Here is a 26595-nt window from a genome sequence, read left to right as displayed (position 1 = left end):
TCGATGACAACCGCACTGGTCAAAGACGAACCCTGGTCCCTCGACCGAGCCCGCGCCGGGCTCGTCGACCGCGCCGTGGCCGCCGAGGCCGTCCTCGGCGGCCGCCGCCTCCGCGCTCTCCCCGAGCCCCTGCTGCGTCGCGTCGACGGGCGCATGCACCAGTCCATCCGCCTGCTGGTCGACGGCGAGGTCGACCCCGGACACATCCGCCAGGTCCGCCTGCGCGGGGCCGACGGGTCGTCGGCCCCCGTGCAGACCCTGCCCGGGCCGGCCGGCAGCGTCCGCGCGCTGGTCCCGGCCACCGAGGAGACCCGGCAGATCACCCTGGACCTGCCGGACCTGGGCGCCGACGATGCCGTGACCCTCGAGCAGGCCCCGGTGCGCGAATGGTCCATCCACCTGGTCCAGCACTCGCACTACGACATCGGGTACACCGATACGCAGGGCATCGTGATGCGCGAGCAGCTGAACTTCTTCGACTCCTGCGTGGAGTTCGCCCGCGCCTCCCGCGACCTGCCCGCCGAGGCGCAGTTCCGGTGGACCGTGGAGGCGCTCGAACCGTTCGTGGCCTGGATCGAGTCCCGGCCCCGCGCGCACGTCGAGGCGTTCATGGATCTGGTCCGGGCCGGGCAGATCGAGCTGACGGCTCTGCCCTACAACCTGCACATGGACACCTGCTCCACCGATGAGCTGCACGAGCTGCTGCGCATCCAGCGCGACCTGCGCCGCGAGCACGGCGTGGAGATCCACTCCGCCATGCAGACCGACGTGCCCGGCCAGCCCGTCGGCCTGCCCGCGGCGCTGGCCCAGCAGGACATCTCCTACCTCTCGGTGGCGCACAACTGGGCCGGCCGCTCGGTGCCCCAGCTGATCGGCGGCCAGCATCTGCCGCGCCTGTTCCGGTGGGCCTCCCCCTCCGGCGAGAGCGTGCTGGTGTGGATGACCGACTCCCCGCACGGCCTGGCCTACATGGACGGCGCGAACGTGGGCCTGTCCAGCGACTACGACAGCGTCGAGGAGTACCTCCCGGCCTACCTCACCTCGCTGGCGACCAACGGCTACCCCTACGCCCCGGGCGCCTTCGGCTGGCACGGCCCGGCGGTGGAGGACCGCGAGCCGTACCCGCACGACATCCTGCACATGCGGGTCCTGGGCCGGCACAGCGACAACGCCCCGCCCACGCTCCTGCAGTCGCGCATCGTGGAGCAGTGGAACCGGACCTGGGACTTCCCGCGGCTGCAGATGTCCACCCACACCGACTTCTTCCGCGCCGCCGAGGAGCGCGTGGGAGAGCAGATTCCCGCTCTCACCGGCGACTGGGGCGACTGGTGGGTCGAGGGCATCGGCAGCGGCGCGCGCCCGCAGGCCATGGCCCGCCGCGCCCAGGCGCTGCTGACCGACGCCCAGCTGGTCAGCGCCGTCGGCAGCGAGCTCGGCGGCGAGTCGATCCCCTCCGAGCCCGAGCGTGCGCGCCGGCTGCACGAGGAGATCTCGCTGTTCAACGAGCACACCTGGGGCGCCTCGGATCCCTGGACCACCGCCGACACCGGGCGGAATGCCGGCGAGGAGCAGTGGCACTGGAAGTTCGCCCGGGCCCTGGAGGCCCGCGACGATGCCGAGCTGCTGCTGGACACGGCGGCCGCGCACGCCGGCGTCGGCCTCCGGGAGGACCCGGAGGCGATCGCCACGTTCGCCGCCATCAACCCCACCTCTCTGACGCAGAGCGGCACCGCCTCGCTGTTCATCAGCGAGGCCCGCTCCCCGCTGGGTCAGCCGCTGGTGGTGCGCGATTCCCGCACCGGCGAGGCGCTCCCCCACGAGGCCGTGCCGCAGACCAACCCCGACAACCGCGCCGCCGGGCACTTCCTGCGGGTGCGGGTGCCGGACGTGCCGGCCACGGGCGCCGTGCGCCTCACCGTCGAACCCGGCCCGACCGAGCAGCCCGAGGAGCCGGCCCCGTCGGAGGCCGGCACGGTCCTGGAGAACGAGCACCTCCGCGTCGAGGTCGACCTCGCACGCAGCTGCATCGCCTCGATCCTCGACAAGGCCACCGGCCGCGAGCTCGTCGCCCAGGACGCCGTGGTGGGCATGAACGCCTACCTCTACGACACGTACACCTCGGCGCCCGGCTACAACCACCAGGCAAACAAGACCTCCTCCTCCGAGGAGCTCGAGCTGCTGGGCAGCCGCAGCCTCGCCAAGCCCGCGGTGCTGCTGGAGCACACCAGCACCCCCGTCGAGCAGCGCCTGACCTACGAGTTCCCGGCCGACGGGGTGGACTGGGCGCGGGTGACCCTGCGCCTGCCCCGCGACTCAGCGCACGTGGAGATCGAGAACCGGCTGGCCAAACCCACCACGATGACGAAGGAGAGCGCCTTCTTCGCCTTCCCCTTCGCCCTCGAGGCGCCGCGCACGCGCTACGAGATCACCGGCGGGGTGACCGGCCCGGACCTGCCCGAGGTGCCCGGCGCGCCCCAGCACATGAAGGCGATCCGTGACGGGGCGACCTTCGAGGACGATTCCCTGGCGGTCGCCTGGTCCACGGCCGACGCGCCGCTGATCCACCCCGAGGTGGTCGCCCTGCCCTACGCCCCGTTCCCCGAGAGCATGTCGCCCCGCCAGCCGGGAACCGTGTACTCGTGGATCCACAACAACGTGTGGGACACCAACTTCCCCGTCGAGCAGGCCTTCGAGACCACGTTCCGCTACGCGATCGGCGTGCGCCGCGCGGGCGAAGACGTCTCCACGCCCGCCCTGGCGCACCGGACGGCCTCCCAGCTGACCCATCCCCTGCTCGGGGTGCTCGCCACCGGCGGGCAGGCCGGCGCAGCCGCTGCCCCGGCCGAGTGGTCGCTGCTGGAGCTGGACGACGACCGGGTGCGCCTGGTCGGCGTGACACCGGGCGAGACGACGGGCACCCGCCTGGTGCGTCTGCAGTCCTACGCCGAGGAGCCCGTCACCGTGCTCCTCCGCCCGACCGGCACGGTCTCCGCCGCGCACCGTGCCACCTACCTGGGTGATCCGCTCGCCGACCTCAGCGTCGGCGAGAACGGGATCGCCGTGGACCTCGCACCGTGGGAGATGACCGCGGTGCTGCTGACAAGGAGCGGTTCATGACCCGCGTGCCCCGACCCTCCCGCCGTTCCCTGACCCTCGGACTCGGGGCCACGGGCCTTGCCGCGATGCTGCCGTGGGCGGCGGCGCCCGCCTCGGCCGCTCCCGCCCGCGGCCGCTGGCGCCGGCGCGCCGCGGACACCTACGCCGCCATGCAGCGCCACACGTATCTGCCCGAGCAGCGACTCCACCTCGAGGAGAAGGGCGAGGCCGGCGACCCGTACGCCTTCGTGTGGACCGCGAGGGAGACCGCCGCAGCCACCGTCGACCTCGACCGGCTCCCGCCGGCCGGCACACGCTACGGCACCGATCTCGAGGCACGCTTCGACGCCCTCGAGCACTACTGGGACGACGAGAGCGGGTCGTACGCCTCCTATCCGGTGCCGCCGCTCGGTGCGGGCGGTGACTCCTACTTCGACGACAACGCGGTGATCGGCCTCGAACAGATCCGCCGCTACCGGATCACGCAGGATCCCGACGCCCTCGCCGCCGCCGAGCGCATCTTCGAGTTCCTCCCCCGCGCCTGGGACCCTGCCGGCGGCATGCACTGGGTCGACGCCGACTGGAACCCCCATCGCGGAGCCACCAACGTCACCTCCCTGACCTCGGAGCTGGCCGCGCACCTGTACGAGCTGACCGGGCACGAGCACTACCTCGAGTGGGCCCACCGCACGTGGAGCTGGGTGCACGAGACCATGCGCCGCGAGCCCGGCCTCGACGCCAACAGCATCGACACCGACGGTAGCGTCAACGAGACGCTGTGGACCTACAACTCCGGCGCGATGATCGGGGCGGCGGTGCTGCTGCACCGCGCCACCGGGGAAGCCTCCTACCTCGAGGCCGCCCGGGAGGACCTGCGCGGGGCGCTGGACCACTGGGGCGCGCAGGAGACCCTGTACGCCCAGCCGGTCATCTTCAACGCGATCCTGTTCGCCAACCTGCTGCTGTCGACCACCGTCGTGCCGGAGACCCTGAGCGAGATCGAGGGCGTCATGGAGCCCTACGCCCAGCGGCTCTGGGACGAGAACCGGGACGCCGAGAGCGGCCTGTTCTCCTTCCAGGCCGGAGGCGGCGGCGCGCCGGATCCGTCGGCCACCGCGCAGACCCTGCACCAGGCCGGGGCGATCCAGGTGTTCGCTCTGCTCGGCTGGAGGCCGAAGGACTACCCGCTGGCGACCTGAGTCAGACCGGGGCGGCGGAGCTGCGGCGGCGCGTACGGATCCGGGTGGGAAGCTCGATCGTGCGCGTCGGCCGGTCCGTCCGCTTGCCCTGCAGGCGCATGACCAGCAGCTCCGCGGCGGTCCGGCCGAGCTCGCGGGCGTCGTGGGTGACGATCGAGATGTCCCCGGGGACCAGCTCCTCGAGGTCGAAGTCGTCGAACCCTGCCAGCCGGACCTCATCGAACAGGTCCACGCCCCGCTCGCGGCCGGCGGCGTGGACGGCCTTGACGACTCCGACCATGTTGCGGTTGTTGGCGCTGAAGAAGGCCGTCGGCGCCTCCTCGAGCGCGAGCAGCTCCCCGGCGGCGACCTCGGCGGCGCGCACGTCCTGCTGCGCCCGCCGCACCAGCTGCCCCAGCACCGGGACGCCCGCGGCGCGGTGGGCCCGCTCGAAGCCCTCGTACCGCCGCTGACCGGTGAAGACGGAGAGCGCGTTGCCCATGAAGGCGATGCGCCGGTGGCCCTCGGCCAGCAGCTGCGCGGTGGCCTCCTCCGCCCCGCGGATGTCGTCGACCAGGACGGAGTCGACGTCGACCCCGTCCTCCCGGCGCGAGGCGAGGACCAGCGGCACGCCGTGACGCTGCTCGGGCTGGAGGTGCTCGGTGGAGCCGCCCGCGGGGACCACGATGAGTCCCTCGGCCTGCCGGCCCACGAAGTCCGCGACCAGCGTGGCCTCCTGCGCCACGTCTTCGTGCGAGATGCCGACGAGCACCCGTCGGCCGTCCTCCCCGAGGATCTCCCCGATGCCGTCCAGCAGCTCGGCGTAATAGGGGTTGGTGAGGTTCGTGATCACCACGCCCACCAGGCCGCTGCGGTGGCCGGGGCGCAGGCTGCGCGCATTCTCGTTGCGCCGGTAGCCCAGCGCACGGGCGGAGGCTTCGACCTTCTCCCGCATCCCGGGGCTGACGTTCCCGGTGCCCGACAGCGCGCGGGAGACCGTCATCGCGCTCACGCCGGCATGACGCGCCACGTCGCTGATCGTCGGGTGCGAAGAAGCCATGCGGCCAGCTTATGGCACCAGGTAGCGCTGGAGCGTGGACCCCAGGGCGTCGACGACCTGCCCTCGGTCCATCTCGACCACCGGGGGCAGCTGGAGGATGTAGCGGCACATCCCCAGCCCCAGCATCTGGGTGGCGACCAGCCCGGCGCGGTGGCGGGCGTCGGCCGGCTCGATCCCGAGCTGCTGGACGGCCCGCACCACCTGCTCGGCGAAGATCGCGCGGAGGCGGTCGGCGGCGGCGGGCGTGGTGGCGGCCGAGCGCAGCAGGATCATCAGCAGCTCGTCCTCCCCCTCCCAGCGGTCCAGGAAGTGCGCGGTGAGCACGGCGCCGATCTCGTCGGCGGGGATCTGAGAGAGGTCGGGCAGGCGCAGATCGAGGTCCACGGCGTCCGCGAAGAGGGCTTCCTTCGATCCGACGTGACGCATGACCAGGGCCGGGTCGATCCCGACGTCCTGCGCGAGCGCCCGGATCGTGGTGCCCTCGTACCCGTCGCGGGCGAAGCGCTCCCGGGCGGCGGCACGGATCAGTTGCTTGGTCTCGGCGGCGGAGCGTCTCATGGCCCCATCCTAGGTCAACGCGTGTTGACATAGCCGCCGGGCGGTGATCCACTGAGGTCAACACGCGTTGACCTACGGAAGGAACCGCCATGCTGCCCGCCACCACCCGAGTCCTCGTCGTCGGTGCCGGACCGGTGGGACTGGCCGCCGCCGTCGTGCTGCGCCACCTCGGCCATGAGGTGACCGTCGTCGATTCCCAGGCCGAGGCCGCGAACACCTCCCGCGCTGCGGTGGTCCATCCGCGCACCCTGGAGCTGCTCAGCCCCTACGGGGTGGTCGAGGAGATGGTCGAGCGCGGTGTCCACACCCCCCGCTTCACCGTGCGCGACCGGGACGCGATCCTTGTGCCGGCACCGTTCAGCAACCTCCCGACCGACTACCCGTACGCGCTGATGCTCTCCCAGGCGGACACCGAGGCCTACCTGCTCGCCCGGCTCCGCGAGCTCGGGGGCGAGGTGGTCCGGCCCGCCACCGTCGAACGGCTCGACCGGGAGGCCGACGGGGTCATCGCGACGTTCGAGGACGGACGACAGGTGCGAGCCGAGTACGTCGTCGGCGCCGACGGGATGCACAGCACGGTGCGCGAGCAGTCCGGCATCAGCTTCACCGGGGATACGGTCTCGCAGTCCTTCAGCCTCGCCGACGTACGGCTCGGCTCCGGAGTGTCCGGCCGGGACGTCATCCTGTACTTCTCGCCTGCCGGGACGCTCGTGTTCGTCCCCCTGCCCGACGGGCTGCACCGCGTGGTGGCCACCGTGGCCGAGGCGCCCGAGCATCCCGACGTCCCCTTCGTCCAGCGCCTGCTCGATGCCCGCGGTCCGAAGCGGCGGCCCGCGGTCGTCGAGGAGGTCATCTGGGGCTCCCGCTTCCGCGTGCACGAGCGGCTGGCCGATTCCTTCCGGGTCGGGCGGATCCTGCTCGCCGGCGATGCCGCCCACGTCCACTCCCCCGCCGGCGGCCAGGGCATGAACCTCGGTCTCGATGACGCCGTCCATCTCGGCCGGGCCCTCGCGCAGGTGCTCGACGGTGCCTCGGACGCGGTGCTCGAGACCTACTCCGACGTCCAGCTGCCCAAGGCCCGCCACGTCATCCGTCTCGCCGGGCGGCTCACGTCGCTGGCCACCGTGCCCGGCGCGGCGCGTCCGGTGCGCAACATCGCGCTGTCCCTGGCGGGCCGGATGCCGGCCCTCCAGCGAACCCTGGCGCGGCAGCTCGCCGGGCTGGATCGGCCCGACCGTGCCCCCTGAACAGGCACCCTCACGCCGGCATCTTCAGTGATCCGCCGTGCACGGCCCAGTTCGAGCCGACCGCGCTGGGCATGGTCGGCGACGAGAGCAGGATGATGGTCCGGGCGATCTCATCGGGTTCGATCAGCTTGCCCGTGACCATCCCGTTCTGCGCCGGGAACTGCTCGAGGAGCTCTTCGTGCGTGACCCCCATCTCGGCCGCCAGCTTGGCCACCAGGCTGTCCGCTCCGGTCAGCAGCGGCGTGCGGGTCGCCGACGGAGTGACGACATTGATCCGGACCCCGGACGGCGCCACTCGTTCCGCCAGTCCACGGGAGAACGTGATGAGCGCGGCTTTGGCGGCCGGGTACGGCGCGGGGACGCTCCCCGGAAGCAGCACCGAGTCCGAGCCGATGTTCACGATCGCCCCGCGGGTCGCCGCAAGTGCCGGCAGCGCCGCACGGATCGTGCGCACCGCCGAGTAGAGGGTGAGCGAGAAGGTCGCGTCCCAGATGCCGTCGTCCCCGCCGAAGGGATCGCCCAGCACCCCATCCGGTACGTCACCTCCTCCGGCGGCGTTGACCAGGACGTCGAGTCGCGGATCGGCCGAGAGCACCGCGTCGACCATCCGTCCGGGGCCCTCCGAGGTCGCCAGGTCGGCCGCGACAAAGGCAGCCCCCGAGGCCTCCAGCTCAGGCGTGCTGCGACGAGCGACCGCGGTGACCGAGGCCCCTTCAGCGAGGAAGGCGCGCACGGTCGCCAGACCGATTCCCTTGCTCGCTCCGGTGACCAGTACGCGCTTGCCTGCGAGGTCGAGATCCATGGTGTCTCCGATGTCCGACTGAATGAGGTACGAGTAGTGAAACCCCGGGATCGAAGTTATGTCAATAGCTGAGGCATAGCTGTCTCAGTTGCAGGCTGAACACGGTAGGCTTCGGCGCAGTACGATGCCCTCATGGAGCGCAGCCGATGAACGACGCCGATCGGACTCGACCGTTGCGTGCAGATGCGCGGGAGAGCATCGCCCGCATCCTCGATGCCGCGCAGGAGGTCTACGCCGGCGACCCCAACGCGTCCCTGGACCGTGTCGCGCAGGTCGCCGGGGTCGCTCGCGCCACCGTGCACCGTCACTTCAGTTCGCGCCAGGTGCTGCTCGACGCGCTGGTGCGGGACCAGAACCGGCGCTACCGGGAGGCTCTCGAGCAGGCCCGCGTCACCACCGTGCCGCCCCTGGTCGCGTTCTATCGCGTGGTCGAGCGGATCTTCGAGCTCAAGCTGGCCCGTCCGTTCGTCCTCTCCATCACTCCGGGACCGGAAGAGCCCGGTTCACCGGCATCGGATCCCGAGATCGCGCAGAGCCTGGATCTGCTGCTCAGGCGCCTGCACACCGCGGGAGACATCACCGTCGATGACACCGCGTGGGGCCGGCGGGTGTGCTTGGCACTTCTGCACGAAGCCCACGAGCTCCCGGCCGGCTCCCCCGCCCTCTCGGCACCGGGCAGCACCGCGCCGGACGATGTGGGGGCACGGGTGGACCTGGTCGTCAGGTCCGTCATCGGCGCGCTCGGCGGGGACAGCAGATAGTCCAGGGCCGGCGCCTGGGCATGGCTGCACGCCGCCCTGCGTGATCGCGCCCATCATGCCGCGCCCGAGTCCCGCCGCCCCTGCTCACGGCCGGCCTGCTCATGGCGCAGCGCCCGGGACGACGCGACAGCAGCGCGACCTACGCGAGATCAGTGTTGAGCGCGCGCGCTGCCCCGACACGGCGGTCAGCTCCGGACGGCGGCTACGGCGTCGTCGTAGAGGCGCTCGAGGGAGACCGCGCCGTCCTGCTGGATCCAGTGCTCCCCCGCGACATCGAGACAGGTGAGCGAGGCGACCACGATGGCGGCCGCGGCGAGCTCGGGCTCGATGGCCGAATCCGGATCCGCCGCCCGGACGCGCTCGGCCATGATCGGGACCAGCAGCTCCTGCCAGCTGAGCTGCTTCTCCAGGTGGCGTGCCCGCAGGGACGGGGTGTCGTACAGGATCCGACCGAACTCCAGTTCCATCTCGTCACTGACTCGCATCGACGCCTGCAGCTCGAGCAGAGCCGCCTTCATCGCATCCCACGGCGACTCGTCCGCCGGGCGCTCGGCAAGCGCGGCCGCCACGATCGCTCCCCGATCGGCCAGCTCACCGACGACGACGTCCTCCTTGCTGGCGAAGTACCGGAAGAACGACCGACGGGAGATGCCTGTCTGCGCCGCGATCTGGTCGACCGTCGTGGCCTCGAAACCCTGCTGGACGAACAGCCCTGTCGCTGCCTGGGCGATCTGCCGGCGAACCTCCCGCCGGGTGCGGTCGCGAAGGCTCTCCGGGGAATCGGTCATCCGGCGATGATATCGACCAGCTGACCTCTGCGCCACTTCTGGCACTCAGTGCCACACATGACGTATGGTGGCGTCATGACGAACCTCGACTTCTCTTCACAGACCACCCTCATCACCGGCGCCAGCTCGGGTATCGGCCGTGCCGTGGCTCGGGAACTTGCCGCCCGTGGCTCCGACCTCGTCCTGGTGGCGCGCCGGATCGACCGGCTCGACGCCCTCGCCCATGAGCTGCGGAACGCTCACGACATCCGCGTCGAGACCGTCCCGGCCGACCTCTCCGTGCGTCGTCCCGGCCCGGCGATCCGCGACGAGCTGGCGCGGCGCGGAGTGGGCGTCACCAGCCTCGTCAACAACGCCGGTTTCGGCAGCGACGGAGCCTTCGAGGACGAGGACCCCGAACGACTGGCCGACGAGATCGCCGTGAACATCGCCGCCGTGGTCGACCTGTGCCACACCTTCCTCCCCGACCTGCGCGCGGCGGGTCACGGCATGCTGATCAACGTCACCAGCGAAGCCGGGTACCAGCCCATCCCGGGCATGGCCACCTACGCCGCGACGAAGAACTTCGGGATCGCGCTGACCGAGGCCCTCTGGTGGGAGCTGCGCGGCAGCGGTATCCGCACCGTGGCCTTCGCCCCCGGGCTGACCGCCACCGAATTCTTCGACCGGATCGGCGGCGAGCAGTACAGCGGGAACCGAAAGACCCCGGAGCAGGTGGCGACGGCCATGCTGCGCGCCGTCGAGAGACCCGTCCCCGGCCCGACCGCCGAGGCGAACCGGTCCACGAGTCCGGTCGCGTGGGTCGCGGGACTGCTGCCGCGGCGGGCGCGGCTCGCCCTGGTCGCGCGGGTCGCGGGCGCCGATCGGCTCATGCAGGCTCGCTGGCCCGTCGCTCAGGCCGGCTGATGCTCCGCGGCGGCCGAGGGGTCGAGGATCGCCGGCACCTGACCGTCGTCCGTCGCGATGAGCTCCTTGAGCTGGGAGCGGCATGTCCCGCAGCCGGTGCCGGCGCGGGTGGCCTTGGAGACGGCCGCCGGGGTGGCGCATCCGGAGCGGATGGCCCCGCAGATCGTGCCCTTGGTGACCCCGTTGCACTGGCAGATCACGTCGGCGTCGTCCATCTCCTGCGGCCTCCGCACCGGGGCAGCGCTCTGCGAGGCCAGGGGTCTGGCCAGCAGATGCACCGGGTCGCGCGGGACCGGCGTGCGGCGGGTGAAGGCCGCGCTGAGCGAGGCCGCCGCCTCGTCATCCCCGATCACGGTGGCGGCGATCAGCCGGTCCTCCTGCACCACCACCTCGGTGTAGCGGCCGCCGGAGGGGTCGCTCAGGCGTACTGACCGCGGCGCATGTGCTTCCGGCTCGGGCCGGTCGATGCGGCCCATCGCCACCAGCGCGAAGCCGACGGCCTTGACGCGCACCAGCTCGCGCCCGCGCAGCGAGTCCGTCGCGGCGGCCGGTGCGACCGGCGCGTCCGCGCTGCGCGGTGTCCAGGACTCGACGAGCCGGCGGGCATGCTCCCAGCCCTGCGCGACCAGGCCGCTCGCCCCTTCCGGCGGCTGGGCGCAGTCCCCGATGGCGGACACGGCTGGATCCAGCGTGGTCGCGAGATCATGGCCGACGACGATGCCGCGATCGCACTCGAGCCCCGCCTCGGAGGCCAGCGCCACGTGCGGGACGGTGCCGGCGCACAGCACCATCAGCTGCGCCGGGTGCGAGCTGCCGTCGGAGAGCTCCACGCTCGCCACCCGGCCTTTCTCGAGGGTGGCGCGAGCAGCGGTGACGCCGGTGACGACGTCGATGCCGAGCCGCTCCAGGGAGGTGCGGGCGATCTCGGAGGCATCCGGGTCCAGCTGCCGCTCCATCAGCCGGTCGCGGTGGTGGACCAGCGTGACGCGCAGTCCCCGGGCGGCGAGGCCGGTGGCGACCTCGAGGCCGAGCACGCCGGCTCCCAGGACGAGGGCCCGTTCGGCGCGGCCCGCGGTCTCGAGGATCCGTCGGGCGTCGTCGAGGTCCTTCAAGGCGCTGATGCCGCCGGCGAGCCCGTCGGCGGCGCGCAGGCCGGCCACGTCGGGGATCCGCGGGGCGGAGCCGGTGGCGAGCACGAGCCGGTCGTAGGTGTGCAGCTCGCCACGGGCGTCGGTCACCTCGCGCCGGGCGCGGTCGATCCCGACGGCCCGCACCCCGCGCAGCACCCGCAGGCGGTCACTCGACTCGGTCTCCAGCGCGAGGGATCCGGCATCCGTCTTCCCCGCGACCAGGGAGGAGAGCATCACGCGGTTGTACGGCTGGTGGTTCTCCTGGCCCAGCACGGTGACCTGGGCCGACGGGTCGGCGCGGACGATGTCGGCGGCGAACCGGGAGCCGACCATGCCGTGTCCGATCACGACGATCCTCATGCGGGACTCCTCTCCTGGGGGGTGATCTCGACGGCGGTCATCTTGAATCCGGGCATCCCGGAGAACGGGTCGGTGGCGTCGCTCGTCAGCAGGTTGGCGCTGCCCGGCCCGGAGTAGTGGAAGGGCATGAACACGGTGTCGGGGCGGATGGCCTCGGTGATCCGTGCGGGCGCGGTGGTCTCCCCGCGACGCGTGCGCAGGTGGACGCCGTCGCCCTCCTCGATGCCGAGCCGGTCCGCGAGCAGGGGGTGCATCTCGACGAACGACTCCGGCCGGGCCGCCAGCAGCGAGGGCACCCGGCGGGTCTGCGCCCCGGACTGGTACTGCTCGAGCAGGCGCCCGGTGGTCAGGTGGATCGGGGCGTCGGTGCGCACGTCGTCGTGCGAGACGTGGTGCTGCACGGGGATCAGGCGCGCACGGCCGTCGGGCGTGGGGAAGCCGTCGAGGAAGACCCGCGGAGTGCCGGGATGATCCGGAGCCGGGCACGGCCACTGGATGCTGCCCTCGCGGTCGAGGCGCTCGTGGCTGAGACCGGCGTAGTCGGCGCGTCCGCCAGCGGAGGCGAGGGCCAGCTCGTCGAACATGGCCGAGGCGTCGGTGGGGAACCCCTCGGGGTGGCCGAGACGGGCGGCGAGCTCGTGGAGGATCCACAGCTCGCTGCGGGCCTCACCGGGCGCCGGCCGGGCGCGGCGGCGACGGATCACGCGACCCTCGAGGTTGGTCATGGTGCCCTCCTCCTCGGCCCATTGGGCGACGGGGAGGATCACGTCGGCGCACTCGGCGGTCTCCGAGGGCACGGTGTCCAGCACCACGAGGAGATCGAGCGAGGCCAGCCGCTCCCGCACCGCCGCCGAGTTGGGGGCGGAGACGACGACGTTGGCGCCGCTGACGATCAGGGCGCTGGGGCCGTCCGGCGTGCCGAGCACGCTGAGCAGCTCGACCGCGGGCACGCCGGGGCCGGGCAGGGAATCGGGGTCGACGCCCCAGACGCCGGCCACGTGCTCGCGGGCGGCGGGGTCGGCGATCTGGCGGTAGCCGGGCAGCTGGTCGGACTTCAGTCCGTGCTCGCGACCGCCCTGGCCGTTGCCCTGGCCGGTGATGGGCCCGTACCCCGAACCGGGCCGGCCGATCAATCCCAGCAGCAGGGCCAGGTCGATGGCGGCGGTGACCGTCGCGGTGCCCTGCGTGGACTGCTCCACGCCGCGGCCGGTGAGGATATAGGCGCCACCACCTCCCCGGGACGGGGACGCCGCGGCGAGAGAGCGCGCGACGCCGCGGATCTGATCGGCCCCGATCCCGCACACGGCTTCGGCGCGCTCGGGCCACCACAGGCCCGCGGCGGCGCGCAGATCCTCGAGCCCGGTGGTGCGCTGGTCGATGTACTCCCCGTCGACCAGTCCTTCGGCGAGGACCACGTGGATCAGGGCCAGGATCACCACCAGGTCGGTGCCTGGCACAGGGGCGAGGTGGGTGCCGGCCCCATCGGACGTCAGCGCCGCGGTGGCCGAGGCGCGCGGGTCGAGCACGACGAGCCCGCCCCGTTCCCGCACTCCGGCCAGATGCTGGACGAACGGGGGCATGGTCGCGGCGACGTTCGAGCCCAGCAGCAGCACCGCGTCCGCGCCGCCGAGATCGGCGAGCGGGAACCCGAGACCGCGGTCCAGTCCCAGGGAGCGGTTCGAGGCGGTCGCGGCGGCGGACATGCAGAAGCGACCGTTGTAGTCGATGAAGCGCGAGCCCAGCACGACCCGCGTGAACTTGCCCAGGGCGTAGGCCTTCTCATTGGTCAGGCCCCCACCGCCGAACACCGCGACCGCGTCCGCGCCGCGGCGGGCCTGCTGCTCGCGGATGCCGGAGGCGACGACGTCGAGGGCCTCGTCCCAGCTCGCGTCGCGGAATTGCCCGTCGGCCGTACGCAGCCGGGGCGTCGTGATCCGGTCCGGGGCGGTGAGGACCTCCGCCGAGGTCCAGCCCTTGCGGCACAGGCCCCCGCGGTTGGTGGGGAAGTCGCGGCCGTCCACCTCCAGCGGCTCCCCATCGGTGGCGGTGAGCGTCTGGGCGCACTGCAGGGCACAGTACGGGCAGTGCGTCGCAGTGCTGGACATATACCCGAGACTGGGCCGGGGCGAGGATCCGGTCAGTATTCGGCCACCGCCCGGGACGCGCTGTCACGGTTCGGTAACTGTCGCGCTCACCGCTGTACGCCTCGAGCTTCCCGGAGTTCGGCGGTCCGTCCTCAGGTGTCCACTGAGAGGTCACCTGGATTCTCCCCGCGCGGCGCACCCTGTGGGCGGACAGTCCTCTCATCCCTCGGGAGCTCCTCACATGTCTCAGGACACCGCCCCGCCCCGCGCAGACATCCCCACCGAGAAGGCCGGGTTCCTCGGCCCGGACCGCTGGTGGCATGTCAGCTTCGGCCTGCTGATGGCCATCGCACTGATCGGCTTCACCCTGTGGTCCTTCGACTACATCGGGGACGAGGCGAACCGCACGATCCTGATCACCACGATCATCTTCGGGCTGTTCATGGCCTTCAACATCGGCGGCAACGACGTCGCCAACTCCTTCGGCACCTCCGTCGGCGCCGGCACCCTGAGCATGAAGCAGGCCCTCATGGTCGCGGCGATCTTCGAGGTCAGCGGCGCCGTGCTCGCCGGCGGCGAGGTGACCGACACGGTCCGCAGCGGCATCGTGGACCTCGGCGCCGTGGACCTCGCCCCCATGGACTTCGTGTTCATCATGATGTCCGCCCTGCTGGGCGCGGCCGTCTGGCTGCTGATCGCCACCCGCATGGGCTGGCCGGTCTCGACCACCCACTCCATCATCGGCGGCATCGTCGGGGCCGCCCTGACCCTCGGCGTCGTCACCGGTGCGGGCGGCGCGGAGATGATCCAGTGGGGCCAGATCGGCCAGATCGCCTTCTCCTGGGTGCTCTCCCCCGTCCTCGGCGGAGCCGTCGCCTGGTTCCTGTTCGGCCGGATCAAGCAGCACATCCTGGTCTACAACGAGGAGGCCGACGCCAAGCTGCGCGAGTTCAAGCAGAAGCGGGCCGAGCTGCGCCGCGAGCACCGCAGGGACTTCGAGCGGCTCGACGAGCTCCAGCAGATCTCCTACACCAACGCGATGACCCGCGACGCCGTGACGGTCACCCAGCACGATGTCGATCCCGAGGAGCTCGAATCGGACTACTTCCGCCGCCTCCACGAGATCGAGTCCGATCGGGACGCGGTGGACACCCATCGGGCGCTGGAGACCTGGGTGCCGCTGCTGGCGGCGTTCGGCTCCATCGTCATCTCCTCGATGCTGCTGTTCAAGGGGCTGAAGAATCTCCACCTGGAGATCAGCTCGGTGGGGAACTTCCTGATCATGGGCATGATCGGGGCCGCCGTGTGGATGGCTGTGTTCATCTTCGCCAAGACCCTGAAGGACCAGACGCTCTCGCGCTCGACGTTCCTCATGTTCAGCTGGATGCAGGTCTTCACCGCCGCCGCGTTCGCCTTCAGCCACGGCTCCAACGACATCGCCAACGCCATCGGCCCGTTCGCCGCGGTGATCGACGTGCTGCGCAACCAATCCATCGATGCGGAGGCCGCCGTGCCGCTGCCGGCCATGGTCACCTGCGGTGTCGCGCTGATGGCGGGGCTGTGGTTCATCGGCCGACGGGTGATCCGCACCGTCGGCACGAACCTCACCACGATGCATCCGGCCTCGGGCTTCGCCGCCGAGCTCTCCGCCGCGGGCGTGGTCATGGCGGCCTCGGTGCTGGGCCTGCCCGTCTCCAGCACGCACATCCTCATCGGCGCCGTGCTCGGCGTCGGCATCGTCAACCGGGCCGCGAACTGGAAGCTGATGCGGCCGATCGCGCTGGCGTGGGTGATCACCCTGCCGTGCGCCGGACTCATCGGCGCCATCAGTGTCGTGACACTGCGAGCGATCTTCGGCTGAGGCTACTGCGGCGCGCCGACGTCCGCGAAGGAGTACGGGGGCCAGGGGCCCAGGAAGCGGATGCGGGCGGCGGGAAGGGAGTCGTCGATCTCGGCGAGCTCCTCGCCCAGGGCCCGGGTCGCATCGGCCCGGACCAGGCAGGCGGCAGTGATCACCGGCACCAGAGAGGCCTCGCGGACCGGCGCGCGGTACTCCTCGATCTCGAGGCAGTGGGCGGCGATCCGCGAGCGCCACGAGGGGTACAGCTCGTCGGCCGCCGCATCCGTGCGCTCCTTCGAGGTCTTCTCGAGCTTCTTCTCCATCAGCCGGCGCACCCCGGCGGGACGATCGGCCAACTCCTCCAGCTGACGCGAGATCTCCGGGTCTGCCTGCGTGTGCTCCTCACGGTCCAGGGAGATCTCGATGCGCAGCTCGGCGGTCCCGTCGAGCTCGCCGAGCCGGCGCGCCAGGCCGTCCCCGGTGGACTCCAGCCAGGCCCGCAGCTGATCGGCGGCCGAGGCGCCCGTCTCGTCGTCCGGCCGCACGATCACGTTGAAGGACACGGGCAGTACCGCGCCGGCCCCGTTCCAGGCGTCCTCGACCACGTCGCTGTGCTCGAGGATCCAGCGCTTGACCTCGTCGTCGGGCCCCTCGTACGGCGGCGCGTCATGAGCGTGGACGACGGCGGCGACGCCGGCAGCCTCGGAGGTGACGACGTCCAGCTCCTTGCCGTCGATGCCGCGGACGCGGGGGCGGAACGGGCCGGCCGGAACGACCGCATAGACGTACAGCTCGCTCATCCAGTGGTGTCCTTCCGCTGCTCCTCGGCCCAGCGGGCGGGATTGATCAGTTTGTCGACCACCTCGTCGACGACGTCGTCGAGTCCGTGGTGGAGGTCGGTGACGGAGTCGGTGATGCCGTGCTCGGCCTTGATCTGCTCCATGGCCTCATCGAGCTCGAGCAGCGCCTCGCCCAGCCGGTCCTGCTCCTCCTCGGTGAGATCGCCGCCCTCCATCCGGCGCACGGCCTGGGTCTCCAGCGCCTCCTGGATCACCTCGACCAGCGTGACCACCAGGGTGAGCACGCCGTGCTTGAGGCTCGCCTCATCGACTTCCAGTGCCATGGGAGACCTCCTTCCGCTCCTGGAGCTGCTGCTGCCATTGTGCGATGTCCGGGGCCGAGAGGCGGATCGTGCCGTCGGCGGTGGTGAGCTCGAGGATCGTCGCGTCGGCCGTGGGGTCGGGCACGTCCGTGAGCTCCGCCGCGGTGATCTCGGCCGGCTGGATCCGCAGCGGTGCCCGCATGTCCAGCGGCGATCTCCACACCAGGCCCTCGTCGGCGCTGAGCACTGCCCGGCCGGTGCGCCAGATCCCCCCGTCGGCCCGCGGTTCGAGGTACCACATGGGCCCCTCGCGCAGAGGGCCGACGTCGACGGGCTCGTCGTCGCCGGTCAGCCCGGTCTGCTCGCGGACGAGCGAGATGAGGCGGTCGGGCTCGACGGCGGAGAGCTTGGACTCGGTCCCGTCCTCGAGCGTGACCAGGATCCGGGTGCGCTGCTCGCCGCCGACGGAGTCCTCGCGGATCGGGCGTATCGCGGTGATCGCTGCCAGCGGCGCCTGCCAGAGGGTCTCGGCGGGATCGCGGCGGTGGATGATCAGGCGCCGGTCGGTGAGGTAGGCGCTGCCGGGGCGCCAGGTGCGGTGGAAGCCCTCCTGGTAGTGGCCGCCGGCCATCTTGGCGATCAGGTCCTCCCCGTCGGCCAGCGGCAGGTGGCGGGCCATCGAGGCGCGCACCCAGGCGCGGGTCTGCTCGTCCCACTGGCGCATCATGCCGTACTCCAGCATGGTCTCGATGCCGGCGATGGTCGCGCGCAGGTTCACCCCGATCAGCGGGATCTCCGCCACCGAGATGATGAGGTCCAGGTCCAGGTGGACGCCCTTGTTCAGCAGGACCTCGATGAGATCCGGCAGGGTCGCGCGGGGGTCGCGCGTGGGTTCCAGGGCGCGCTGGGATCCCTCGGAGGGCTCGGCCACGACGGCGGCCTCAGTCGTCCCGGGTCCCCGCGTCGGCCTGCGCCGCGGAGTCCAGCTCCCGGGTCTCCCCCGCCTCGAGGCTCTTCGACTTCGCGCTCTGCCAGCCGCACCAGGGGCAGAACTCGTTCATCAGCTGCTTGAGCTCGGCGCGCTTGCCGCACTGCGGGCAGGTGTCCTTCTGCTCGATGGCCTCGCGCCAGGCGACGGTGTCGCGGTCCGTGCCGGCGGGGAAGTCCAGGCCGTAGCGGGCTGCGGTCTCGAACGAGGCCAGGGCCGCGCGGATCCGGATGCCCAGCAGCTCGACGCCGGCGACGGAGACCATGATGTCGGCGTTGAGGACGAGCCCCTTGTCCAGCAGGGTCTCGACGACGTGCAGGAGGGTCCCCTCGCGGTCGCGCTGGGGCTCCATCGCGCGGCCGGACTGGTTGACCATGCTCATCACTGACTCCTGACTGTCGGGACCCGGGACTCAGTCCGAGGGGCGGCCGCGGACGTATCGGTCCTTCCGATCATAGGAGAGCAGGTCGCCTCCGCCGTCGAGATCGACCTCGTACTCGGCCAGCAGATCGGCGCTGTCCGGGACGCGGCGGGATTCGACCACCTCGAGGCGCACCTTCCAGCGGTCCTCGTGCCAGCGGACGCCGACGACGGACTCGGGGGCCCGGCCGGTCAGAGTGCTGAACTGGTCGAGGGCCTTCTTGACGGCGTCGACGGCGGAGACGCGGCGGCTCTGCTGCTCGGCCTGGTCCTGGCTCTGCTGCTCGCCCTGGTCCTCGCCGTGGCCCTGCTGCTGGTTCTCGTCGTCGTTCATGGTGTCTCCTTCGCGCGGGCTCGGCGGGTCGATTCCATCAGCCGGGCGACCAGTTCGCGTTCGAGCCGGTCGGCCTCGTCCTCGTCGATGCTGCCGGCCTGGCGGGCGTCGGCGACCTCCTCGAGGGCGCGGCGGATCGCGGCGGGATCGTAGTACTGGCGCTCGGCTTCCTCGAGCACCTGCTCGGCGACCCAGACGGTGCCCCGCATCGGCAGCAGCGGTGCGCCCAGGAGGGCGGAGAACAGTCCCATGCTCGCTACACCTCCGGCACGAAGTCGTACGGGGCCTGCGGCCCCACCAGTCGGAAGCGCAGGCGTTCGTGGTGCTCGCGGGCGAGGTCCTCGATCGCGGCCTCGAAGGGCTCGAGCTCCCCGCGGGGGACGAGCACCGCGGCCTCGACCACGTCGTCCGCCCCGCCCGTGCTGCGCACGGAGACGTCGGCGGTGACCTCGCGGAGCCGGGCCAGGACCATGTCGGATTCGGCCGGCTGCCAGCTCTCCAGGGTGCGCACGATGATCTCGCCCAGGCGGATCCGCTGCGGGCGGGTCTCGTCCTCACTGGTGCCGGCGATCGCCTCGCGCAGGCGGGCCGCCTCGTCGTTGCTGGTGACGATCTCGCGCAGTGCCTGGTCGCGGTCGAACCGCACGGCGAGCGTGTACTGGGTGTGTCCCTCGAGGTGCTCCAGCGCCTGGACGTAGACGTCCTCGCGGGGTGCGAGCACGTCGGCCTCGACGTCGGCGTCACCCTCCAACACGGTCGCGAAGGCCATCGGCAGCACCGGACGCGTCCGGCCGATGGCATCGAGCACGCGCGTGTGCGCCATCAGGTCGTCGGGGGTGCCCAGTGCCTCGGTCGGCTCCAGCTCGCCCACCACCGCGGCGGTGCGGCCGGAGCCGACCGTGCGCACGGGCTTGCCCTGCACGCCCTGGAGGTCGCCCGGGACCTCGTAGTCCGACGGCACGACGCCGTACAGGTACAGGTCAGAGGTCTCGGTGGTCATGGCAGGGGTCGACGTCACTCGGACTCCGAGGCCTGCTTCTGCGTGTTCTGCTCGGCGTTCTGCTCATCGCCGTCCGAATCGCCCTTGCCGGGCATGACGGCGTCCTTCAGGCCCTGGACCGCGCCCTTGGTCTTGCCCTGGGCGCCGTCCTCGACCATGCCGCCCATCATGTCGGGCAGATCGCGCCCGCCCTGCTGGGTGAGGTCGAGCCGGTTGGTGGCCTCGGCGAAGCGGAGGTACGTGTCGACGCTGGCGATGACGACGCGGAGGTCGACCGTCAGGATCTCGATCCCGACCAGCGAGACGCGGACGTAGGCGTCGATGACCAGGCCCTTGTCCAGGATGATCTCGACGACGTCGGCCAGCGAACTGGACGACGGACGATCGACGTAGCTTCCTCGTGATCTCTCGACTGTGCTCGTGCTCATCGCGCTCCCTGCTTTCTGGGGCTGAGACTGCGTCGTGTGACTGTGCGCTCAATCTCCCCGCTCGGGGGACCGACGTCAAGAGGTGGGAACGTCCGGCCGGTCGGGGGCGAGGGAATCCAGCAGCATCGTCAGGCCGTGCTCGAACTCGGCGCCGAAGTCGTAGCCCTGCTGCAGCGCATGGGTCCGGGCGAACTCGGTGAAGAAGGGGTAGCGGCGGGCCGTCTCCTCGTCCAGGAGGGCTTCCGCGACGGCTTCGAGCTCATCGGGGCTGGAGAACGGCAGGCTCACCTCCTGCAGCACGAACCCGTAGATATAGGCGTCCAGTGCGGCGACGGCGTGCGCGGTGGCCGGGACGGAGAAGCCGTGGGTGCGCAGGGAGCGCAGGGTCGCCTCGTGGTATTCGAGCGTGGCCGGGCCCGGCCGGCTGCGGGAGTCGAGCAGGCCGACGGCCCAGTGGTGGCGCGCGAGCACGGCGCGCGCGGAGCAGGCTCGCTGCTCCATCGCGGCCCGCCAGCCGGCCGCGGGATCGGGCGGGGAGATCTCGGAGAAGACGGCATCGACCATGTGGTCGAGCAGGGCCTCGCGGCCCGGGATGTGGTTGTACAGCGACATCGCCTGCACGCCCAGGCGGCCGGCGACCGCGCGCATGGAGACGCCCGCGATGCCGTCGGCGTCGGCCAGCTCGAGCGCCGCCGCGACGATGCGCTCCGGTGTGAGCGCTGCGCGCTGCGTCGACCGCCGCGAGTCCATCCGTCGTCCGCCCCCTCGTCCGTTCCCTCGGCCGCAGACCGCCCTTGACGTCCGCGCGAAGCCAGCCTACGTTGACTTACAGCGTAAGGCTTACGGCGTAAGGGGAATGTTATGCGCGCACTCGTCCAGGAGCGCTTCGGAGGGCCGGAGACGCTGCCGCTGCGGGAGCGGCCGATGCCGCAGCCGGGACCGGGAGAGGTCGTGGTGGAGGTGGCGGCCGCGGGGCTCGATGCCGGCGTGGTCCATCTCCTCGAGGGCCGGCCGGCCATGGTGCGGCTCTCGCGCCCCGGGCGGGAGGGCCGTGTGCTGGGCAGCGATCTCGCCGGGCGCGTCCACGCACTCGGACAGGACGTCGAGGGATTCGCGGTCGGTGACGAAGTGTTCGGCCTGGCCTGCAGCGGTGACGGATCCCTGGCTGAGTTCGCGCGGGCCCGGGCCGACCGGCTCCACCGGCGCCCGGACACGCTGGGCGCCGAGGAGGCCGCGGCCCTGCCCGTCTCCGGCTGCGCGGCGCTGCATGCAGTGCGCGACGCGGCTCGGGTGCGGCCCGGTCAGCGGGTGCTCGTGCTCGGCGCCGCGGGCGGCGTGGGGCATCTCGCCGCTCAGATCGCACGGGCCGACGGCGCGGCGGTGACCGGGGCCTGCAGCACCGGGAAGGTCGAGCTGGTGCGCGAGCTGGACATCGCGGAGGTCATCGACCACACCCGGGAGGACCCGCTGGAGCGCGGCCCATTCGACGCCATCATCGACACCGGCGGCCACCGCCCGCTGCGGCGCCTGCGCTCGGCACTGACGCCGACGGGCGCGCTGGTCATCGTCGGCTCCGAGCCCGAACGGGCCGTGGCCGGCGGGCTGGGCCGCTCCGCGCTGGCGGCGCTGCTGAACCCTGTCTCCCGGCAGCGCCTGGTCATGCTGGTCTCCCACGAATCCCGGGAGGACCTCGCCGCCCTGCTCGACCTGGTGGAAAGCGGCCGGCTGCGGCCGACGGTCAGCGCGCGCTACCCGCTCGAGCGCGGCGCCGAGGCCCTCGCGAGCCTGGGCCGCGGCCGGGGCACGGGGAAGGTCGTGGTCACGATGAGCGAGCCGTGATCCCCTCAGCGATCGCGACCCCGATGTAGGTCCCGCTGAAGGCGACGAAGCTGATCACGACGGCGACGGCCCCGCCCAGCAGGGCCGAGTGAGGTCACGGGCGGGCTCACGGATGGCCGTCGGTCACCGTGATGACGTCGTCGAGCCGGCGCAGGGTGTCCTGCAGCTCCTCGGCCCTGGCCCGGACCCGCTCACGCACGGTGCGGAGCATGCTGCGCTGCTCCGCGTCGATGTGACCGGCCTCCACGCACGGCATCAGCTGGGCGACGTTCCGGCTGGTCAGGCCCGCGGTGAACATCTCCTGGATGACCGCACCCGCTCCACGACATCGGCGGTGTACAGACGCTGGCCCGACGGGCTGCGCTCGGCGCTGACCAGTCCCTGCTGCTCGTAGTAGCGCACAGAGACGCCGGCGCGCTGCGCCACCTCACCGATCCGCATCATTCCTTTGTGGTGGTCATGGTGTGCTCCCGATCGCGTTGCCTCTGACATTGGTGTCAGCTCCTAGCGTGCCTCACATGGACATCAACAATTCAGTCGCACTCGTCACTGGCCTCCGCCGGACCATGTCCTGGCGATCACCCGCCCGCTGGCCCATTGGACCTGGGTGCTCTCGCAATCGGATCGGTGGGGACAACGGCTTCAGCTCCCGCTGGAAGCGAAACAGATCAGCGGCACCGACCGAGGAGACGTCTTGCCGTGCGAACTCGTCGGCCGCCTCAATCTCCGGACGGCACCGGCTGTTCGCGACTGCGATAGCTGAGCAGGCCGTCCACGCCGCGGAGGAACGTCTCGCAGATCGGCGCCTTGTCATCCGCGAGACATCCGGCTGCCATCGCGCCGTCCCGCAGCATCACGAAGTGCCGGGCGGCAGGTTCGGGATCGATCTTCCCCGTGGCGGTGAAGAGCTCGCACATCGTGGTCAGGAACCACTCTCGCTGCGTCAGGACCGCCTGGTGCACAGGGTGGTCGGGATCGGGATACTCGGCAGCGGCGTTCAAGAAGGCGCAGCCCCGGAACCCGGGCCGTTCGATGTCGCCGGTGATCGTCCGGCTGACGGCCCGGACGCCCTCATCGGCATCCGCAGACTCCGCGCGGGCTGCGTCGATGCCGGCCCGGATGGCCTCATCGGCCCGAGTCAGGTAGGCGACGATCAGATCGTCCTTGCTGCGGAAATGCTTGTACAGCGTCGCCCGGGTCACCTGCGCCTCCGCGATGATCCGATCGATGCCGACCGCGTGGATGCCCTGGCCGTAGAAGAGCTCCGTCGCAGTGTCGAGCAATCGCGCGCGAGCCTGTGACGTCTGTGCTTCCATCTCGATCTCTCCTCAGCTCCCTTGCAGGTCCCGGCGGTCCGACGGGCGAAGCGTCGATGTTCCGGGCGACCCACGCTAACAGATAGAACGATCGGTCTTGACACCGTGCGACGGCCCGGTCACTATATGGGTGTACCGATCGTTCTATCTAGCCGAGGAGAACCCCATGTCATCCGATTCGCTGTCGTCCCCTTCCCTGCAGGCCCGCGCAGCAGACCCCGTCCCCGACACCACCGGTAGCACGAAGGCTCTGCGCAATCTCTACTTCGTGCGATTCGGGTTCGCCATCATCTGGGCGATCCTGCTGATGCTGATCGCGACCAGGATCAATCCCGCCGCCATCGCCCTGATCGTCATCTACCCCCTGTTCGACGTCGCGGCCGCGATCATCGACTACCGCTCATCCGGATCCAGCCGACCGAAGGCGCCGCTCTACATCAACATGGCCCTGAGCCTGCTGACCGCCATCGGTCTGGCCATCGCCGTCGGCTCCGGCGTGCCGAACGTTCTGCGGGTGTGGGGCGCGTGGGCGATCACCGCGGGCATCGTGCAGCTGATCGTCGCCATCCTGCGCTGGCGCCTCGGCGGCCAGCTGGCGATGATTCTCAGCGGTGGGATCTCCGTCCTGGCCGGTGGCTCCTTCATCGCGATGGCCGGCGGCCCGGGCGCAGCCCTGACGGGTGTCGGCGGCTACGCGATCCTCGGCGGCATCTTCTTCCTGATCTCGGCCATCCGGTTGCACGTCGTCATCCCGAAGGCGGTCGAGTGATGACCGGGCCCGCCAGCACTGCTGCCGACGTGATCATCATCGGCAGCGGACCGGTCGGCGAGAACGTCGCCGACCGGGTCGTCCGAGGCGGCCTCACCGCGACCGTGGTGGAGCAGGATCTCGTCGGCGGTGAATGCTCCTACTGAGCATGCATGCCGACCAAAGCACTGCTCCGCGACGCAGCCGCCCTCCGCGCCGCCCGTGCGCTCCCGGCCGCCGGCCGGGCGGCCCAAGGTTCCCTGGACTCGGCTGCGGTGGTGGCCCGCCGGGACCGATTCGCCTCGCAATGGAACGACGCCGGGCAGGTCGAGTGGCTCCGCAGCGCCCAGATCACCCTCGTCCGGGGACAGGGACGGATCACCGGCCCTCGTACGGTGAGCGTCACCGATGCCGACGGCACGACCACCACGCTGCACGCGCGCCACGCCGTCGTCATCGCCACCGGCAGCAGTGCCCGTATCCCACCCGTCGCGGGGCTGTCGGACGTCGTCCCGTGGAGAGCCGAGAAGCGGCTGCGGCGCAGCGGATCCCCGACCGGTTGGTGATCATCGGCGGTGGCGTCGTCGGCTCGGAGATGGCCACCGCATACAGCGCGCTGGGATCGCAGGTGTCGCTGGTCTCGCGCACCCGGCTGCTCCCGGGCACCGAGCCGTTCGCCGGCGAGCAGGTCGCCGCGGCGCTCCGGTCCTCCGGCGTCGCCCTGCATCTGGATGCCGGCGCCGCCGAAGCTCACCGATCCGCATCCGGCGAGGTGCAGATCCGACTGTCCGACGGCACGACTCTCACCGCCGACGAAGTGCTGGTCGCCACCGGGCGGAGAGCCAACACGGCCGACATCGGCCTGGACCGGATCGGACTGGAACCAGGCAGCTGGCTGACCGTGGACGACGCTCTGGCCGTCCTGGATCCCCACGGCAGGCCGGTGGCGGACGACTCCCCCGACGGGCCGGGCACCGCCTGGCTCTTCGCCGCCGGAGATGTCAACAACCGCGCTCCGCTGACCCATCACGGCAAGTATCAGGCCCGAGCGCTCGGCGATGCCCTTGCCGCACGGGCCAGCGGCACCGCACCGGACCTGCGTCCGTGGGGACGGCACGCGGTCACCGCGGACGCCCAGGCGCGTACGCAGGTCATCTTCACCGATCCCGAGGTCGCGGCCGCAGGCATCACCGCCGAGGTCGCCGAGGCGGCCGGGAAGAGAATCCGCGTGGTCGACCACGACCTGGGTGCCGTCGCCGGTGCCGCCCTGCATGCCGACGGCTACCAGGGCCAGGCACGCATGGTCATCGATGCAGATCGGGACACGCTGATCGGCTTCACCGCCGTCGGCCCCGATGTCGCCGAGCTGCTGCATTCCGCGACCGTCGCGATCGCCGGAGAGGTCCCTCTGGACCGGCTCTGGCATGCGGTCCCGGCCTACCCGACGATCAGCGAGATCTGGCTCCGCCTGCTGGAGTCCGACGGTCGCGATCACTGAACCGGATCATTCCCAGCAATCGCCTGGCCCGCTGCAGGGACCAGCACGGGCGGCGGGTCCGATTCCGTCACGGAAGTTGGTGCACACTCTGAACCGTTATCACCTCGCCAGGTCGATGGGGAAGGCCGGCGCTGCGGGGGACAACACGGCAATGGAAGCCTTCTTCGCGCCGCCCAGATGAACGTGCTGGACCAAGGTCGTTGGCGCACCTGCGAGATACTCTGGTTTGCGATCATCACCTGGATCGAGCGGACCTACCACCGTCGCCACCGAAGGGCCCGGGTTAGCTAAATGGTACCCATCAAACTCGAGACCATCATGATCCCGAACGCCAGCCTGGCGGCCTAACCCCACTGACACCTGAGTGCCTATCAGTCCCGACGGCCCTGAGTGCCGGCGCTGAACATCCTCCCGTGCGAGCGCTATAGGCCGTCGGCGTTGGGCCGGCTTGGTCGCTCTGAGCGCGTCACGCGGACCTCGCGGCAGATGAAGGTTGTCCGCGCCGCGAGTCAGTTGCGATAAACCTGCGGCGTCATTGCTCGGCCTCGTCCGAGGCGTTCAAGAGGTCCCGATGCGGAGCATCTGCCCGGATCATCGCTCTAAAGAATCGGATCAGGATATCGCGCTCGCTGGGCGTCATCGCGGCCGCTGCGGCAAAGCGGCGGGAGTGCTGCCGTCCGACCGTGGCCCGCGCGGAGCGACGCGTCGACTCGGTGACGCGGATCTGGGTCGTCCTGCGGTCGGAGGGGTGCTCTGTGCGCGTGAGATGCCCGCCGTCGACGAGGCGGTCGACGAGTTTGGTCGTCGACGCGCTCGAGATGCCGACGTCGTGTGACACGTCTTTCGGGGTGACGATCTCTCCACGCTGCTGCGCCCGCATGATCACGCGTATCGCGCGCATGTCGGTCTCGTTCAGTCGCATGTATCGCGCCGAGATCTTCGCGAGTAGGCGAGACGCCTCCTGCCATTCGGCCAGCGCGTCCATCACCTCGAACGTCTGTGCGATGTCACTCTCGGCGAGTTCTGCGATATCCAGGAGGCCAGGGTCGATCGACGCATGGCGCGCGTTCATCCTGGAGTGCTTCTGATCGACCACACGTACATCGTACATA

The 26595-nt window shown here is 71.1% G+C and carries 27 protein-coding genes and 1 pseudogene; 9 read left to right on the top strand and 19 right to left on the bottom strand.

Features of this window, described 5'->3' with window-relative positions:
* Nucleotides 1–3 precede the first annotated feature (3 nt).
* A complete protein-coding gene (locus tag ACFQRJ_RS05935; RefSeq protein ID WP_377018048.1) occupies nucleotides 4–3117 on the top strand; it encodes a glycoside hydrolase family 38 C-terminal domain-containing protein in 3114 nt (1037 codons plus the stop codon).
* Nucleotides 3114–4295, top strand: a complete 1182-nt coding sequence (locus tag ACFQRJ_RS05930) for a glycoside hydrolase family 76 protein (protein WP_377018047.1) — start codon at nucleotides 3114–3116, stop codon at nucleotides 4293–4295. Before ACFQRJ_RS05935 ends, ACFQRJ_RS05930 begins: the two co-directional genes overlap by 4 nt.
* Before the next feature lies 1 nt (nucleotide 4296).
* On the opposite strand, the gene ACFQRJ_RS05925 is transcribed toward ACFQRJ_RS05930, so the two are convergent.
* Both ACFQRJ_RS05925 and ACFQRJ_RS05920 read right to left on the bottom strand, forming a co-directional pair.
* Entirely contained in the window at nucleotides 4297–5334 is a 1038-nt protein-coding gene (locus ACFQRJ_RS05925) for a LacI family DNA-binding transcriptional regulator (protein WP_377018046.1), read from the bottom strand.
* 9 nt (nucleotides 5335–5343) lie between these two features.
* A complete protein-coding gene (locus tag ACFQRJ_RS05920; RefSeq protein WP_377018045.1) occupies nucleotides 5344–5892 on the bottom strand; it encodes a TetR family transcriptional regulator in 549 nt (182 codons plus the stop codon).
* Nucleotides 5893–5981: 89 nt separating this feature from the next.
* Here ACFQRJ_RS05920 and ACFQRJ_RS05915 point away from each other — a divergent pair, with 89 nt between their 5' ends.
* The gene (locus tag ACFQRJ_RS05915) at nucleotides 5982–7139 is read left to right on the top strand and encodes an FAD-dependent oxidoreductase (protein ID WP_377018044.1); all 1158 of its coding nucleotides are present in this window, start codon (nucleotides 5982–5984) and stop codon (nucleotides 7137–7139) included.
* A 10-nt stretch (nucleotides 7140–7149) separates the two neighbouring features.
* On the opposite strand, the gene ACFQRJ_RS05910 is transcribed toward ACFQRJ_RS05915, so the two are convergent.
* Nucleotides 7150–7941 carry an SDR family NAD(P)-dependent oxidoreductase gene (locus tag ACFQRJ_RS05910; protein WP_377018043.1) on the bottom strand — a complete coding sequence of 264 codons (792 nt, stop codon included), beginning with the start codon at nucleotides 7939–7941 and terminating at the stop codon, nucleotides 7150–7152.
* A 146-nt stretch (nucleotides 7942–8087) separates the two neighbouring features.
* Between ACFQRJ_RS05910 and ACFQRJ_RS05905 the strand changes: the two genes are divergently transcribed.
* Nucleotides 8088–8702 carry a TetR/AcrR family transcriptional regulator gene (locus tag ACFQRJ_RS05905; protein WP_377018042.1) on the top strand — a complete coding sequence of 205 codons (615 nt, stop codon included), beginning with the start codon at nucleotides 8088–8090 and terminating at the stop codon, nucleotides 8700–8702.
* A gap of 185 nt (nucleotides 8703–8887) precedes the next feature.
* Here the strand turns inward: ACFQRJ_RS05905 and ACFQRJ_RS05900 are convergent, their stop codons facing one another.
* A complete protein-coding gene (locus tag ACFQRJ_RS05900; RefSeq protein WP_377018040.1) occupies nucleotides 8888–9490 on the bottom strand; it encodes a TetR/AcrR family transcriptional regulator in 603 nt (200 codons plus the stop codon).
* Between the two features lie 75 nt (nucleotides 9491–9565).
* Between ACFQRJ_RS05900 and ACFQRJ_RS05895 the strand changes: the two genes are divergently transcribed.
* On the top strand, nucleotides 9566–10396 hold the full coding sequence (locus ACFQRJ_RS05895; RefSeq protein WP_377018039.1) for an SDR family NAD(P)-dependent oxidoreductase: 831 nt from the start codon (nucleotides 9566–9568) through the stop codon (nucleotides 10394–10396).
* Here ACFQRJ_RS05895 and ACFQRJ_RS05890 read toward each other — a convergent pair.
* Both ACFQRJ_RS05890 and ACFQRJ_RS05885 read right to left on the bottom strand, forming a co-directional pair.
* Nucleotides 10384–11886 carry an FAD-dependent oxidoreductase gene (locus ACFQRJ_RS05890; protein WP_377018038.1) on the bottom strand — a complete coding sequence of 501 codons (1503 nt, stop codon included), beginning with the start codon at nucleotides 11884–11886 and terminating at the stop codon, nucleotides 10384–10386. The two genes, ACFQRJ_RS05895 and ACFQRJ_RS05890, sit on opposite strands and share 13 nt — an antisense overlap.
* Entirely contained in the window at nucleotides 11883–13991 is a 2109-nt protein-coding gene (locus ACFQRJ_RS05885; protein WP_377018037.1) for a molybdopterin oxidoreductase family protein, read from the bottom strand. Before ACFQRJ_RS05885 ends, ACFQRJ_RS05890 begins: the two co-directional genes overlap by 4 nt.
* A 220-nt stretch (nucleotides 13992–14211) precedes the next feature.
* On the opposite strand from ACFQRJ_RS05885, the gene ACFQRJ_RS05880 reads away from it, so the two are divergent.
* Complete coding sequence (locus tag ACFQRJ_RS05880) at nucleotides 14212–15831, top strand: inorganic phosphate transporter (protein ID WP_377018035.1); 1620 nt, start codon at nucleotides 14212–14214, stop codon at nucleotides 15829–15831.
* A gap of 2 nt (nucleotides 15832–15833) precedes the next feature.
* Here ACFQRJ_RS05880 and ACFQRJ_RS05875 read toward each other — a convergent pair whose 3' ends face one another.
* The 9 genes from ACFQRJ_RS05875 to ACFQRJ_RS05835 form a co-directional block, all read right to left on the bottom strand.
* On the bottom strand, nucleotides 15834–16610 hold the full coding sequence (locus ACFQRJ_RS05875) for a GvpL/GvpF family gas vesicle protein (protein ID WP_377018034.1): 777 nt from the start codon (nucleotides 16608–16610) through the stop codon (nucleotides 15834–15836).
* Nucleotides 16607–16933 (bottom strand): gas vesicle protein K, encoded by a 327-nt coding sequence (locus tag ACFQRJ_RS05870; protein ID WP_377018033.1) that lies wholly within the window; start codon nucleotides 16931–16933, stop codon nucleotides 16607–16609. The genes ACFQRJ_RS05875 and ACFQRJ_RS05870 overlap by 4 nt, the downstream gene beginning before the upstream one ends.
* Nucleotides 16914–17843, bottom strand: coding sequence for a gas vesicle protein (locus ACFQRJ_RS05865; RefSeq protein ID WP_377018032.1), 930 nt, complete (start codon nucleotides 17841–17843; stop codon nucleotides 16914–16916). The genes ACFQRJ_RS05870 and ACFQRJ_RS05865 overlap by 20 nt, the downstream gene beginning before the upstream one ends.
* Before the next feature lie 10 nt (nucleotides 17844–17853).
* Nucleotides 17854–18282, bottom strand: coding sequence for a gas vesicle protein (locus ACFQRJ_RS05860; RefSeq protein WP_377018031.1), 429 nt, complete (start codon nucleotides 18280–18282; stop codon nucleotides 17854–17856).
* 30 nt (nucleotides 18283–18312) lie between these two features.
* A complete protein-coding gene (locus tag ACFQRJ_RS05855) occupies nucleotides 18313–18654 on the bottom strand; it encodes a gas vesicle protein (RefSeq protein WP_377018029.1) in 342 nt (113 codons plus the stop codon).
* A complete protein-coding gene (locus ACFQRJ_RS05850) occupies nucleotides 18651–18905 on the bottom strand; it encodes a gas vesicle protein GvpG (protein ID WP_377018027.1) in 255 nt (84 codons plus the stop codon). Before ACFQRJ_RS05850 ends, ACFQRJ_RS05855 begins: the two co-directional genes overlap by 4 nt.
* A gap of 5 nt (nucleotides 18906–18910) precedes the next feature.
* On the bottom strand, nucleotides 18911–19672 hold the full coding sequence (locus ACFQRJ_RS05845) for a GvpL/GvpF family gas vesicle protein (RefSeq protein ID WP_377018025.1): 762 nt from the start codon (nucleotides 19670–19672) through the stop codon (nucleotides 18911–18913).
* Nucleotides 19669–20082: a gas vesicle protein GvpJ gene (gene gvpJ / locus ACFQRJ_RS05840; RefSeq protein ID WP_377018022.1), complete on the bottom strand. Its 414-nt coding sequence runs from the start codon at nucleotides 20080–20082 to the stop codon at nucleotides 19669–19671. The genes ACFQRJ_RS05845 and gvpJ overlap by 4 nt, the downstream gene beginning before the upstream one ends.
* Nucleotides 20083–20157: 75 nt before the next feature.
* Nucleotides 20158–20832 (bottom strand): TetR/AcrR family transcriptional regulator C-terminal domain-containing protein, encoded by a 675-nt coding sequence (locus ACFQRJ_RS05835; RefSeq protein WP_377018020.1) that lies wholly within the window; start codon nucleotides 20830–20832, stop codon nucleotides 20158–20160.
* Nucleotides 20833–20943: 111 nt separating this feature from the next.
* On the opposite strand from ACFQRJ_RS05835, the gene ACFQRJ_RS05830 reads away from it, so the two are divergent.
* Nucleotides 20944–21921, top strand: a complete 978-nt coding sequence (locus ACFQRJ_RS05830) for an NAD(P)-dependent alcohol dehydrogenase (protein WP_377018018.1) — start codon at nucleotides 20944–20946, stop codon at nucleotides 21919–21921.
* Between the two features lie 106 nt (nucleotides 21922–22027).
* Here ACFQRJ_RS05830 and ACFQRJ_RS05825 read toward each other — a convergent pair whose 3' ends face one another.
* The 3 genes from ACFQRJ_RS05825 to ACFQRJ_RS05815 all read right to left on the bottom strand — a co-directional run bounded on the left by ACFQRJ_RS05825 (nucleotide 22028) and on the right by ACFQRJ_RS05815 (nucleotide 23237).
* Nucleotides 22028–22219 carry a hypothetical protein gene (locus ACFQRJ_RS05825; protein WP_377018016.1) on the bottom strand — a complete coding sequence of 64 codons (192 nt, stop codon included), beginning with the start codon at nucleotides 22217–22219 and terminating at the stop codon, nucleotides 22028–22030.
* A complete protein-coding gene (locus ACFQRJ_RS05820; protein WP_377018014.1) occupies nucleotides 22201–22362 on the bottom strand; it encodes a MerR family DNA-binding transcriptional regulator in 162 nt (53 codons plus the stop codon). Before ACFQRJ_RS05820 ends, ACFQRJ_RS05825 begins: the two co-directional genes overlap by 19 nt.
* A 278-nt stretch (nucleotides 22363–22640) precedes the next feature.
* On the bottom strand, nucleotides 22641–23237 hold the full coding sequence (locus tag ACFQRJ_RS05815) for a TetR/AcrR family transcriptional regulator (protein WP_377018012.1): 597 nt from the start codon (nucleotides 23235–23237) through the stop codon (nucleotides 22641–22643).
* Between the two features lie 166 nt (nucleotides 23238–23403).
* Between ACFQRJ_RS05815 and ACFQRJ_RS05810 the strand changes: the two genes are divergently transcribed.
* Nucleotides 23404–24006, top strand: coding sequence for a hypothetical protein (locus ACFQRJ_RS05810; protein ID WP_377018010.1), 603 nt, complete (start codon nucleotides 23404–23406; stop codon nucleotides 24004–24006).
* Nucleotides 24006–25483: pseudogene (locus ACFQRJ_RS05805) on the top strand (dihydrolipoyl dehydrogenase family protein). Before ACFQRJ_RS05810 ends, ACFQRJ_RS05805 begins: the two are co-directional and overlap by 1 nt.
* Before the next feature lie 532 nt (nucleotides 25484–26015).
* On the opposite strand, the gene ACFQRJ_RS05800 reads toward ACFQRJ_RS05805, so the two are convergent.
* Nucleotides 26016–26579 carry a MarR family winged helix-turn-helix transcriptional regulator gene (locus ACFQRJ_RS05800; RefSeq protein ID WP_377018008.1) on the bottom strand — a complete coding sequence of 188 codons (564 nt, stop codon included), beginning with the start codon at nucleotides 26577–26579 and terminating at the stop codon, nucleotides 26016–26018.
* Between the last annotated feature and the right edge of the window lie 16 nt (nucleotides 26580–26595).

The sequence above is a fragment of the Brachybacterium sp. GCM10030252 genome (assembly GCF_042666535.1).
Lineage (GTDB): Bacteria > Actinomycetota > Actinomycetes > Actinomycetales > Dermabacteraceae > Brachybacterium.
This window is presented reverse-complemented; position numbering and strand designations above follow the sequence as displayed.